This window comes from uncultured Actinomyces sp. (genome assembly GCF_963542285.1).
GTDB lineage: Bacteria > Actinomycetota > Actinomycetes > Actinomycetales > Actinomycetaceae > Pauljensenia.
In genome coordinates this window covers 17,745-30,694 of the sequence record NZ_CAUTWQ010000012.1, presented here as the reverse complement: position 1 = coordinate 30,694, position 12,950 = coordinate 17,745, and the positions used below count along the sequence as shown (strand labels likewise).

7 protein-coding genes and 1 other RNA gene are annotated in these 12,950 nt (G+C 53.3%); 6 read left to right on the top strand and 2 right to left on the bottom strand.

The window, feature by feature from the left end; all coding sequences use genetic code 11:
• Positions 1-75 precede the first annotated feature (75 nt).
• From RW023_RS06085 to ssrA, 3 genes are all read left to right on the top strand, one after another.
• Positions 76-2,676 (top strand): YhgE/Pip domain-containing protein, encoded by a 2,601-nt coding sequence (locus RW023_RS06085; protein ID WP_315580357.1) that lies wholly within the window; start codon positions 76-78, stop codon positions 2,674-2,676.
• Positions 2,673-4,877: a YhgE/Pip domain-containing protein gene (locus tag RW023_RS06080; RefSeq protein ID WP_315580356.1), complete on the top strand. Its 2,205-nt coding sequence runs from the start codon at positions 2,673-2,675 to the stop codon at positions 4,875-4,877. The genes RW023_RS06085 and RW023_RS06080 overlap by 4 nt, the downstream gene beginning before the upstream one ends.
• A gap of 206 nt (positions 4,878-5,083) precedes the next feature.
• Positions 5,084-5,458: a transfer-messenger RNA gene (gene ssrA / locus RW023_RS06075) on the top strand.
• Here the strand turns inward: ssrA and RW023_RS06070 are convergent.
• On the bottom strand, positions 5,437-5,883 hold the full coding sequence (locus RW023_RS06070) for a hypothetical protein (protein WP_315580355.1): 447 nt from the start codon (positions 5,881-5,883) through the stop codon (positions 5,437-5,439). The genes ssrA and RW023_RS06070 overlap by 22 nt on opposite strands.
• Before the next feature lie 82 nt (positions 5,884-5,965).
• Positions 5,966-6,367 carry a hypothetical protein gene (locus RW023_RS06065; protein WP_315580354.1) on the bottom strand — a complete coding sequence of 134 codons (402 nt, stop codon included), beginning with the start codon at positions 6,365-6,367 and terminating at the stop codon, positions 5,966-5,968.
• Between the two features lie 1,111 nt (positions 6,368-7,478).
• Between RW023_RS06065 and RW023_RS06060 the strand changes: the two genes are divergently transcribed.
• The 3 genes from RW023_RS06060 (at position 7,479) to RW023_RS06050 (ending at position 12,864) form a co-directional block, all read left to right on the top strand.
• Entirely contained in the window at positions 7,479-8,801 is a 1,323-nt protein-coding gene (locus RW023_RS06060; RefSeq protein ID WP_315580353.1) for a hypothetical protein, read from the top strand.
• A 12-nt stretch (positions 8,802-8,813) separates the two neighbouring features.
• Positions 8,814-9,209, top strand: coding sequence for a hypothetical protein (locus tag RW023_RS06055; RefSeq protein ID WP_315580352.1), 396 nt, complete (start codon positions 8,814-8,816; stop codon positions 9,207-9,209).
• Positions 9,210-10,725: 1,516 nt separating this feature from the next.
• Positions 10,726-12,864, top strand: a complete 2,139-nt coding sequence (locus RW023_RS06050; protein ID WP_315580351.1) for a glycosyl hydrolase family 28-related protein — start codon at positions 10,726-10,728, stop codon at positions 12,862-12,864.
• Positions 12,865-12,950 lie beyond the last annotated feature (86 nt).

The following is a 12,950-nucleotide window of genomic DNA, read 5'->3' as shown; positions in this document are numbered from 1 at the left end:
GCGGCGCGTTCACGAGGAAGTGCTGTGTGCCCTCCGTATGGAAGGTGCACAGCCTGTTCTGTTTGAGGAGCTCTTATGAAGCCCGTTATGCGATCGCTCAAGCGGGATATTCGGCGTCTGGTGACCGTGCCTGCCGCCTGGATCGTGATCATTGGTCTTCTCTTTGTTCCAGCACTGTACGCCTGGTTTAACATTGTCGGTTTTTGGGATCCCTATTCGAATACCTCGAAGATTCGCGTCGCAGTTGCCAATGAAGATCAGGGTGCGACGAAGGACGCCATCGGTTTTATTAACGTTGGGACCACGGTAGAAAATCAACTCCGCGCAAATGACCAGCTGGGCTGGTATTTCGTTTCTGCCGATCAAGCACAAAAAGATGTTGAGCGGGGTCACGCGTATGCTGCGATCGTCATCCCCTCAGACTTTTCTCAAAAATTAACGGGCATTGTTGACGGCACCTATTCAAAGCCAAACGTGCAGTACTACGTGAATGAGCGCAACAACGCCATTGCTCCAAAAATTACTGGAGCCGGTGCGAATGCCCTTGACCAACAGATCAACTCGGCTTTTGTCTCGACCGTCGCGCAGACCCTTTCTGCAAAGATCTCCTCAACAGGGCGCTCCATTTCTGACATTTTGCAGAGTAACCGTTCTGATCTTAAAGATAAGATCACCGCCGCTCGCGATCAGTTGGGGGAAGCTGAACAGACACTCAAAGGAATGGATGGCAGGATCGATGCGGCTAAGGAAAAGGTTTCTGGTGCACGCAATTCGTTGAATTCGGCCGATTCGAGCCTGTCTGATCTCAACAGCGCGCTCTCCCAAGCAGATCAATTAGTAAATGACACGCGCTCCACTTTGTCGACTTTCAGCACCAATATGTCTGGTGCGCTCGATGGGCTAGCAAATCATGCTACTGATGCCACCGCGAAGGCATCGGCTGCAGGAGGGGCATTCAACGGGGGAGTGCAAGGCGCAACGACCACGATTAATGGACTCCTGACAGAAGGACAGTCCATCAACCAGACCAATGGGGACATCCTGCGCCAACTTCAAAACTTAGGAATCGCGCAACTTCCCACGGCCTCGCAAGCTTTGCAGGACCTGAGCACGCAAAATTCTCAGGTTGGACAAACTCTGGCGAACTTGTCAACTCTTAACGCCAGCCTTGCCGCGACCTCGAGTTCGATCACCCAAGCGCTCGCGACACTTCACAGCTCCAGCCAAGCACTGAGCAATTCCGCTGCTCAAGCGCGCTCGGGTATCGCAGACCAACTTCCCGCGATTTCCAATGCGCTGGACCAAATGTCGAGCGCCTCAGCGAGTCTTCGTTCCGCAATTGCCGTGCTTCAAGGCCAACGAGACCAGATGAATGGCCTGCTCGATCAGCTCACTGCGCTTCTTGATTCCACGAAGACCACTCTTGCGCAGTCTGCGACAAAGGTAGCCGCATTGATGAATGATCTTGGAAGTGCACAGGGAGATATCTCTGCGATTTCTTCCTCGAATGCGATTCAATCTCTTTCAGGCTCCATGAATCTGAACCCTGAAAAGATCGCTGAATTTATGGCCGCACCGACGTCGATCCAAACCCAGGCCGTCTTCCCAGTTGCCACATATGGCTCCGCGATGGCGCCGCTCTTTACGAACCTTGCGTTGTGGATTGGCGCATTTTCTCTTGTCGTTATTTTGAAGCTCGAGGTCGATGACGAGGAAGTCGGTCCCATGAGCTCGGTCCAGCGTTATATGTCGCGATGGATGCTTCTGGCGCTCTTCGCTCTTGGGCAGGCCCTGGTTATATCCATTGGAAATCTCATCATTGGAGTCCAAACTGTCTCCAAGCTTGCTTTCATTGGGACAGCAATGATCAGTTCACTGGCCTACCTCTCGATTATTTACATGTTGGCGACTTGCTTCCAACACATTGGTAGAGGCCTATGTGTTGTTATTGTCATGCTGCAGATCCCGGGCGCTGCCGGCCTGTATCCCATCGAAATGATGCCCTCCTTCTTCCGTTTCCTCCATCCGCTTTTCCCCTTCACCTATGGCATTAATGCGATGCGCGAAACGGTCGGTGGCTTCTATGACCACGCGTATATTCGAGCAATTGGGGTGCTGGCGATTCACATGGCAATCTCGTTCACCATTGGGCTTGCATTGCGCCCGTATCTGGTGAACCTTAACGCGATGGTGACCCGTGATCTGGCACGGTCTGGATTGTTTATTAGCGAGGCCACTCGCCTTCCCTCCTCGCGTTTCCGTCTTTCCCAGATCGTCTCTGTTCTTGCCGATCACGATTCATATTCGCGTTCCGTTTCACGTCAGGTGCGCACCTTTGAACGTCGCTACCCGCGGATGCGCCGTGCAGCGCTGGTCCTGGGGATTGTTGTTCCGGCTCTCCTTGCGGTTTTATCTGTGACGAGTGCGACCGAAGTGCCGATTATGTTGGGACTGTGGATTGTGTGGATCCTCGCGATTATCGCATTCTTGATTGCTGTCGAGTTTGTTCGCGACTCTCTTGAACGCCAGCAGTTGCTCACGAATATGAATGACTCCGATGTGCGCTCACTTTTGCAACGGAGGGTTCGAGGCGCAGCAGCACTCCTCGCCTCGGCAGTGAAGAAGAGCGCTGCTGTGCACGACGAAGAAACAGCGGAAGAAGGGAGCGAGAAGTGAAAGCGGTATGGGAAATCTTCCGCGCTGATCTTTCGCGAGCACATCGAAGCGTGATCAGCATGGTCGTTGTTCTTGGGCTGGTTGTTCTTCCGTCATTCTTTGCGTGGTTCAACATCTCGGCATCATGGGACCCTTTTGCCAACACAAAAAACCTACGGATTGCGATTGCCAATACCGACAAGGGGTATAAGTCTGATCTGATTCCCCTCGAGGTCAATATCGGTAACCGTGTTGTGTCAGCTTTACGGACGAATGAGCAATTCAATTGGGTCATTGATAGCGAAGAACAAGCAATTGAGAAGACGCGATCGGGGGAGTACTACGCGGCGGTTGTTATCCCTTCGGACTTCTCTCAAGAGATGCTGACTTTCTTTTCCAGTGATGCGCATTCGACGCCCCTGACCTACTACATCAATGAAAAGAAGAATGGCTTGGCGCCAAAAATCGCCGGCCAAGGCGCAGAGCGCGTTTCTGCGCAAATCAACCAGGTATTTGCGCAGACTGTTGCAGAAATTGCCGTGGATACGGCTTCTTCGCTTTCAGATGCGCTTTCTGATCCCACGAATGTTCGCGGTATCCAGGCGTTGAATTCTCGCCTAGAGTCGACCTCGCAGCGTCTAAACGCTGCGGCAACCAGCGCAGATGCCTATGCCGAACTCATCGCCTCCTCCGTTCAGCTGGTGGATTCTACGCAGAACATGATTGCCAATGCTTCGAAGGCCCGAGATCCCCTGGAGAGCGCGGCCAATAACGCCTCGGCTTCCGTTGACCAGATCAGTGCCGGAGCTTCGCAAGCTGCCTCTGCCCTTTCCTCAGCCGTGAGTGCGTCTGCTCATTCCCTCGAGGTGCTTTCTGCATCCATTGATGATGTGTATTCCCGAGGCGGCAGTAGCGTCGCTGCGGCGGTGGCGACCTTGCGTTCCCAGGCCTCGTCGGTGGGCAATCAAGCGACGCAGTACCTGCATGTGAAGGAAACACTGGCAAATTTGCCGGGAACACCTATTTCTCAAGATGTTCTGGATCGCCTGCAAGCTTCTGCTGACCGTCTGAGCGCGCTGCAGAATGCGATGAATAAGCTTGCTGATGACATGGAAAAGAACGCCGCAGATGCTGGCGCAAATCGCCAGGATGTCAAGAACCTCGTTGGACAAGCTCAGTCGGCTATCGCCAATTTGAAGAGCGATGTTGATTCTTCCCTGCGTCCGCAATTAGAGCAGCTTTCGGGAACCATCAACTCAGCAACCTCGTCGATGGAAAACCTGCGCGCACAGCTGTCTGCAGCAAACTCCAGCGTCAATGATGGCTCGAATGGGGTTCGGGAGGGCTTATCGAAACTTCAATCGACGTTTAGTGGAATTGGAAATCAACTTCGTGAAGCCTCGCAGAAAATCGCAGACATTCATAACAAATTGAATGATGCTTTGGAAAGTGGGAACCTTGCGCGGGTTCGAACGATCATCGGTTCGGATCCTCAGGCGCTTGCAATCGCGCTTGCAGCGCCGGTGGGGATCGAGACAATTCCGGTGTATCCGGTCGAGAATTTTGGCTCTCAGATGGCGCCCTTCTATACGGCGCTCGCACTGTGGGTGGGGTCAATCCTCATGATCATCAGCATTCGCAGTGATGTCACCACAGAGAATGTTGTTGAGGGATTGGATTCTTCCCACCCAGCTGTCGCGTATTTCGAGAGGCATCGCTTAGGCCTGTGGGAAGGCTTCCTTGGGCGTTACATGATTTTCGGGCTGTTTGCTCTGACCCAGGCCACCATTATGTGCTTGGGCTTGCTGTTCTTTGTGAAGATCCAGCACGTTCATCCCTGGCTATTTATGTTTACCGGGTGGGCGATTGCCTTGGTATTTTCTTTCCTGCTCTACACCTTCATCGCTACTTTCGGTAATGCGGGGAAAGCCTTGGGAGTACTGTTCCTGGTCTTGCAGATCACGGGTGCCGGCGGATCCTTCCCCTTGGATATTCTGCCGAGTTTCTTCCGGGCAATTTCGCCGTATCTTCCCGCAACGCATGGAATTACTGCCCTGCGAGCTGCGATAGCCGGCTATTCGGGCAGTGAGTACCTTGATGCAATGTTGTTGCTGGGGGCCTTTGCAGTCGTTGCAGCGCTGCTTGGTTTTGGATTGCGTCCTTTGCTTATCAAGAGGACCCGACTCTTGGTTGAGAAGCTGGAGTCCACAAAGCTCATGTAGAGCCTCCGGGGATTTTTCTTCCTCGGAGGCCAAGGGGCTGCGGCTACTTGCGTGTGGAGGCGGGGGCGGACAACCGCACATATCGTGGCTTGCGCGCGGCGCTGCCTCGGGAATCTCTTGCCAGCTCAGCTGCGGGGACGTATGATTTCAAGTCCGGTGTTCGTGCTGCTGTGGTGGCTGGGCGCCGGAGAGTGAAGAACTCAATAGGGGATGATCGGTTTCGACAGCGGTCGTCGATCGAGGGGAAGCGAGCCGAGGAGGCATGCTCTACTCGTTAACGATGTGTGCAAACCAATAGGTGCCGAACAGAATCGCACCGACTACGTTCTCGCCGCCTGATTGCCGCGAGAACCTTTAGTCCGTCAGCCCGGAAGGTGCTTCCGGTCCGGTGTCTGGCGTCGTCTAGGAAGCCACTGGGTGCCGTTCGTGTTGGTAGGACGGCTCCGACACTTAATCAACTGAGCCTATCTGGTAGCAGGTCTGCATGATGCCAGGGGCTGAGAAATAACTCGCAGACTGCGCTCGGAGAAGACCTCGGGGTCGGCTGTTGGACGGGGGTTCAATTCCCCCCATCTCCACTGATACCGTTTTGGAAACGTTGGAAAAACGGGTTTTTTTCGTTGGTATTCCAACGTTTTAAGCCAGAGCGGGATAGGATATAAGCGGATATAAAAGGGCATAAAAGGGTGCAAAAACGGTACCAAAACGGTACGCCGCCCGGCGTGGCGCGTCCTACCCAGTCGATCACGCCTAAGGACTTGAGCGCCGTGAATGCTGTTGCTGCTGCGGCGATGATGACCGAGGCCTGGGTGGCCACCAGCTGCCAGGAGAGGGGGTAGACCCCAGCCCACCACACGACAAAAGACAACACCAGACTCGCCGTGAGAACCAAGACGCGGCGGCGGGCAGACGTCCAGTAGGGCTTATCCAGGGCCGCCTGGATCAGAGGCCAGGCGAAGCCCACCAAACCGCACGTAACAAGCGGATCAAAATTTAATCCAAGCATCAGAGTCTTCCTTTCATTTTTGGGCGCGTAAAACCCGCCTGCCAGGGGGCGGCAGACGGGTCGGGCGCGCGTAAAATATTCGTTATGTTTGCGGGGGAGCAGGCATGTGGACGGGATAGCCAGCCCCTCGGCAGGTTTGCGCTAGGCGCGCAACCGTGCCCTCAATGCGGTGTGATTTTTCCGCTGCGCCAACCACGGAGAGGACATCGTTCAAATCCTCTTTGGCCTCGTGCGATACATTCAGCCGAAGCGCCCACGAAGCCTTCTGGCCCAGCTCATTGCGCGCCTCTTCCAATTCCCGCGTATACGCCTCGCTCGGCAGGCCAGAAGCCGGGGAGCGGTAAACGACAGCCGCATATTTTTCGTAGGCGCTGCCGACCTCCTGGCATGCGCGCTGCGTGGGAAACAAAAAACCATAGCGCCACGCGACAAACGAGGCCCCCAACACGAGGACAAGCACGCACGCGAACAGTTTCTTCTTCACCCCAACCTCCTAACCGCAGCGGGAAATGCCACAAGGCTAGCCTAGAGCGGCAGATAACTAAAGACTTTCAGAAGCGGCCTTCGTTGAGGCGCTGCTGCAAGGCCATAACCATCGCCGACCCTTCACTTACCACCCCGTCTACGGGGGTCCCAAGATAACTTTGCAGCGCGCGGAAAGTTCCCGGACCGACAAGACCATCAGCCTTAACACCAAGACGGCGCTGCATGGCGGCAATAACCGAGGAAGCGACCGCGCTAAAGGAAGCAACCCACTCCCAACCAGAAACAAGCCCCGGGTTTGAGCCCTTCCATCTCCACTTAGCGGGGTCGTGTCGAGCTCTCTCACGAGCTTGATACGACCCTTAGAAATTTTGGTTTCAACAGGCTCTTCCGACGTAACTCTTGTCTACGAAGTATTTCAGCAGCGTCGTGCGCGTCTTAGCATCGTCGGACGTCGCCTTGGCATGGTGTTCGTATACGCGCCAATAGACGCTTCGTCCTCATGGAGTGCTGCTTTAACATTCTCCTTTTGGGTAGCAACTGTCAGCTCATCGCGACGGTCTAACAGTCCCTATACAGCATGTGCCGAAATAGCACGGTAACCCGCCCGACTTCAACGACAAGTCACCGCCGTTGTCGCTCCAGCGCCACGCAGCTAACTGGCAGCTCATGAGTAGCGACCTGTCATCGTTGAATAATTCAGAACAGACCCCTGGTCTTCGCCAGATAAGAGGTACCGGAACATCTGACATCGGTTGATGCGGATTCGGGGGGGCGGCTCGTTGAGCTTGATTACCGCTTTTGTCTTCAATAATGACGATGCGCCATTAGAAGGGTTGGTTGGCGGGCTTTTTGCCCAACTCGTTCATGTGGGCGTATATGGAGGAAGTCGGAGAACAACCGCAGCGCGTTGGCATAATCAACGGTAGAAGTTTCATTACTGTAGTTCTGGTTCGACGTCGTTAGCCGTGTCAGACCCCATGGATATCCTTGGAATAAATGCGCGGCAACCGTCATGGGTGGGAGTTAGTAGCAGTGCAGACTAGACTGCACAGTGGATGTTGCAACATTGGTACCAGCAATCGTCGTGGATTGGAAAGGAGACGTGGATAATGGATCCTAGAGATCGGGAGAAATACCGACAACGGCGTCGGCGTCCGCGCGCTCCGCGAGAGGAAAGCGGTATCGAGATTCCTAACGAGGTTGGTACCGTCTTCGATCTCGTTCCTACGATAGGAGAGGGGTATCGCTGGTATGACTATCCTTACCGTGTATCGCGCTGGCTGAAGACAGGCTGGCGGTGCAAGTTCATACCATCCCTCATGCGGACATGGCTCGCGAACGGAGATAACTGGCTTTTCCGTTTTAATCAACACGACCGAAACTTCGCTGAGTCGCTCGATAGCTCGATGCACAACATTCGGGTACCGAGAGATGAACATGTTACGACGCCCATTATTTGTCTGGTCGAGCTCTTTCCCCCGTCCGTTCTTCCAAGACTTGAAGCCGCACTCCGGAAGAATGGCTGGGATGTGGGAAGGCGGTTTTCGCCGATTAATGTGCGCAATCACGTGCTGCTAGCGCGCTCCCGCTCAGGTGGAGGAATAAATTGGTGGAATCTCATCACTGTAGTGCGATACGATCGTACCTGCTTAGCTGGGGACAGCTTCCGTGAGCATCTACCGCCTGAGTTTGACCGCATCGAACTCGACGCCGTGCAGGTTGGGCGAGGTCTCACTGCGGTCGTCGCTGAGTTTCACCTCCGGGACGAAGCGGCTCGGGCGCTTGATATTGAGTGGCACAAACAACATGAGCCTTTGCTGCTCTGGGAGCGTCTGAGACCTCGCAGTCTTAATCGGTACTTTGCAACGATCCACGAGGTCCAGCTTGCACGCCGTTCAATGCACTACGCCGCGCGCGACTGGCTTACAGCTCGTCTCCCAGGTTTTTTCGCTAACATGGAGCATCCGCAACCATTACTTGAGCTGATGCTCTTTGATAAACTTGATCCCACGGGCTTATCGAATTCCACGCAAAGCGGTGACCTACGTGTGTCCGACGATGCCCTGAGTGCTCTCGGTATCGAGCATCCAGTGTTCGATATGCTCACCTCTCCCCTCATTCCGAGGCTAGTGCTCCAGCGCCATCGGAGCATCGGGATAGAAGACCCACTGGGGGATGATCCTACATGGACGCTCTGGGGAAGCCGACCGGCAGTGCTCAAGGTAATCGGCCATGCAGGACTCAAGTTCATCGATGGAAATGATAACAAGGAGATCGCCTTTAGGCTTTTCAAGAGAATGAGAGACCTGTTTCTCATGATCTCCGTGTCGGTCTACCTTGAGGCAACTGAGGAGCGCTTTGCCGAGATCCGAGATCGAGCCAGCGCGCGGCACGGGAAGTTCCGTCCACGGGCGATCAATGAGCTACGTTAGAGCTTCCTTACGTTGAGCCTCGACCTTGCAAGCATGCAACGTGATGTTGCTATGTTTTGGAGACGCATTTGGCAATGTCAGCTAACCCCACACTTCAGCTATGTCCCGACTCCTGACGAGCGCGTACGCGATCGCGAGGATGAGTCGCCGGAACCGCCTATCAGCTTCGATGAAAGTCTCGAAGAGGAACATGAGGATTGGTTCGAGCGGCTGCGGCAAGCGGATCGTGACTACCGCGACATTCTTTCGACCGTTTCCTCGCTTGGCTCCTCTGCTGATGCTTTCCGGACTAGCCGGCTTGCGCTTTGGGTTGCGATCATGTCCCTCATCGTTGCGGTGCTGACGGCTCCCGTGTTGCAAGTGGGCGGGAAAAGCCTCTTCGAATGGCTCTGGCAGATGATCTCGTGATGATCTTTGACACCTGTGTTGTCGTACGTCGCCGATGATACTCTCGTAGCCAAGGACTGGATGACAGGTCGGAAGATTGTGCTTGCGGCTGACTATGAATACTGTCCTGCTCAGGGGAGTCACGGAGCTGAATCGTCTGTGCGCGGTCTCTTCTAAACCGTCGTACGGTGGCTGGTGAAAAAGGCCGCAGATCGAAAGGAGACTCTCGCCGTACCTACAGACGGTTCGGATCTCGTACGTTTTCTGCGGAGTAGTCAGGGTTCGATCCCGTCTCGTTTGGGCCGTCACTATCCTCTAGACTCGAGTTCCGCAGCTTGTGGTTGCTGCCTCCCGATTCCTAGTCTCGCCTACTATCATGCGGAACTATCATTGAAGATCCTTTTACCGTTCAGCTCTCGCAATTTGGAGGCGGAGGGGAAGCTAAGATCAATCCCGATTTTGGGTACTAGTTTAGCTACACCTTAGAGACTGAGATTAAAGAACGGTTCGGCTATAAATCGACTTCTATGTGTTTTGTGCTGAGAGGAATCGTTTGATCCAGTTTGGGGATGACTACATAGCAACACGCTGAGTAAAACTCTAAAAAGACGCCCTCCCTTACTCGACCGGTTACTTTCATCGCTTGCACATATTTGCCTTAAGGGAGTCGAGGTGGATTGAGTGCGGAGATTGTTCGTTTATGGAGATTTAGCCCCGTTAATCGGCCCTCCCTCTCCAGGCTGATTCTGGTAAAGGTACGCTCACGGGACCCAGTACCGTCCTCATGAGTAGATGATCCTCGAGCAAAAAGACTTCGACACGGATCCCCCCATCTCCACTTTTAGCCTCGGAACTTCGTTGAAGTTCCGAGGCTTTCTGTTGTTATGGCGCGCTTTAATGAGCTTTGGGGGCGGTGCTCCAGCGAATTTTGCTCGCGAGAATGTGCTTGATGGAAAGGGCTAAGGTCAGTACCTGACGACTCAAGCTGAAACCAATTTCTGGTAGTAGGTATTTGCTGTTAGGAACTTTCTTGCATCCTTGGTAGTCGAGTCATCGAAAGTGATATCGAAGCCAATGAGTTTATTGATGTAGCTATCTTGCGTTGGCTGCATCAAGGATATACGCAGAGGGACAACAGACGTTGAAATCGAAAAATCCAGCAAAATAACTTGGTGAATATTCGCTTCCAAGGCTTCGGAAAGCGTACTTTCTGAGTAACTTGAAGCAAAGATTCGTTACGCATCGATGCGCATCACTTTGTGCGTAAATCCGCTAAATTATGCGCATCAGAAACTCTAAGTGAGCCATAAGAGTTTGCGCAGGGTTCGTGGAGTAGATGACAAGGTTGACTCAAGATTCCTTTATACCCGTTCTCACAAAGCGGCCCTAATCTTAAAGCCCAATAGACCATTCCTTAATGATCAGCGAAGACAACATGGAAGCGGTCTATCGAATATTCAGGATCGGCGGGAGTGGCTAGGCGGGCGTGCCTTTAGGTCATCGACGTCGTTGACCGATGTAAAGGAAGAGCTTCTTCATGGAACACCGAAAGATTGTGGGAGCAGTTGGCGCGGTGGCCGCTATTGCCATGGTTCCCACCTTGAGCGCAACCAGTGCCGTGGCAGACGATGGGGACTGGACTTATGGCGCTTCCTTCCCGTATACCCGTTACGAGGCCGAGCGTGGCTGGCTTGATCGTGCTCATGTTGTTTCGCTTGATGAGAGTCAGTCTGTCAACGACATGCTTGACTCCACAGCGATTGAAGCGGGGGAGCAGTCTTACGTTGAACTTTGGGGCAAAGATTCGTCCGTAAGCTTCACCGCAGAGGTTCCCGCAAACGCCATCGACCTGCGCTTTAACCTTCCCAATCATGAGAGGGGAAGTGTTGATATTCGTGTTAACGGAGAGACGGCTGCCAGCTTCAACCTTTCTTCTGAGAGTGCGTATCAGTACGTACAGGGCAGCAAGGTCTTTGACGAAGAGAAAGACAAGCTGCCAGGCAAAGGGCCTGCGCATGCCCGCTTCCTTTTTGATGAGGTTCATGGCCTGCTTAACAGGCAGGTAAACCCGGGAGACACGATCAGTGTCGTCCGTACGGATGGCAATAAACAATCCATGGGGATTGATTTCGTTGAGCTTGAGCAGGCGCTTCCGGAAATTCAGCGTCCTGGTAATTCAGTGAGCATTACTGATGATGACTTGACGGTTACTGAAGAGAAAGCACCGGGTGTTTGGGAAACTCGTAACGTTTATGCGCGTCCCAATGACGGAAAAGATGATTCCGAGGCATTCTTGGCAGCCCTTAAGCGTGCCTCGGACGAGAATAAGACTCTGTATATTCCGCGCGGCACCTTTGAATTTGATCGCCAGCTTGTGATCCGGCATTCTCCGAAGGATAACCACCAACTAGTAATCCAAGGTGCGGGCATCTGGTACACGAATATTCACTTCACGAAGTCGGGTAAAAAAGAAGGCGGTTTTGATTTAGAACATACGTCTCACCACCTGACTTTCCGTGACTTCTATGAGGATTCGAATCTCGTCTCTCGTTATGATGAAAAGGCAAAGTACAAGGGTTTCCAGGGGGTTACCAAGGATTCGCAGTTTATCAACCTGTGGATTGAGCACTTTGAATGTGGCTTCTGGATTGGTGAAGATGTTAACTATGACAAGATTAAGTACACGGAGCGGATGCTGGTGGATCACTCCCGTATTCGCAACAATTTTGCGGATGGCTTGAACTACTCGCAGGGAACCCGTGATTCCGCTGTTCGCAATTCGAATATTCGCGGAAACGGCGATGACGGCCTCGCTTCGTGGGCAAGCCACACAAAGTCACAGCCCGGGGATCCGGAACAGTACGAATCCAAGTCCAGGGTTACTCAAAACAACGAGTTTACTCACAACACGATCGAGCTCGGGTGGCGTGCCGGTGGTATTGGTTTCTTTGGCGGTGTTGGCCACAAGGCAGAGAACAACCTTATTACGGGGAATTTCGAGGGTGCAGGTATTCGCCTGAATACTGTCTTCCCGGGCCATAACTTTAATTTAAATCAGGAACGGAACAGACGCATCAGTATCCAGCGCAACAAGATTGTGCGCAGCGGTACGCAGGACGACTACTATGGCGGGCACCGCGGTGCGATCGACTTCCAAGAGATGTGGGGAACAATTCTGAATATCGACGTGAAGGACAACATTATCGTGCGTCCTTTTGCAGAAGATATTCGTTCGGACTTCGTATTCAATGACGAGCAACTTAACTCGCGGGGGATGAGCGTAGGCGACAACCCGCGTCGTGACTGGGACGGTTATGAGCCTCAGCATCTGGTTGTGAATTATGCTCGCGTCAATGGCAAGGTCGACCGAGGTATCCCTGAAGATGCGAATTATGCTCTCTACTGGTGGGACGGCGACAGAAACAATCCCGTTGATGGAAAGACCCATCGTTATTGGATTCCTAAGGCTGATGGTGTCCAGATCAACGACGGAATGGAGTTCTCGTGGGAAGGTAACAGGAAGGTATATAACTTCACTCCTAGCGACAAGCCGGAGTATTTGCCGATTTCTTCGACCCGTTTCTTGGATGACTACACCTATCAGGGGGAGATGGCGCAGTCTTTCCAGGACCCCAACCAGCCTCAAACAGTGATCCGTTTCTGGTCGCATAAGTGAGTGTGGCGGTATCCGCTGCAATCATTCACTCTGTGTGCCCGCGCTGCCCAGCAGTGCGGGCACACCTTTATCCATACTCAACGAAT

Coding starts and splice junctions, on each gene's coding strand:
- RW023_RS06085 (WP_315580357.1), top strand. CDS start 76: ATGAAGCCCGTTATGCGATCGCTCAAGCGGGATATTCGGCGTCTGGTG.
- RW023_RS06050 (WP_315580351.1), top strand. CDS start 10,726: ATGGAACACCGAAAGATTGTGGGAGCAGTTGGCGCGGTGGCCGCTATT.
- RW023_RS06060 (WP_315580353.1), top strand. CDS start 7,479: ATGGATCCTAGAGATCGGGAGAAATACCGACAACGGCGTCGGCGTCCG.
- RW023_RS06070 (WP_315580355.1), bottom strand. CDS start 5,883: ATGCTTGGATTAAATTTTGATCCGCTTGTTACGTGCGGTTTGGTGGGC.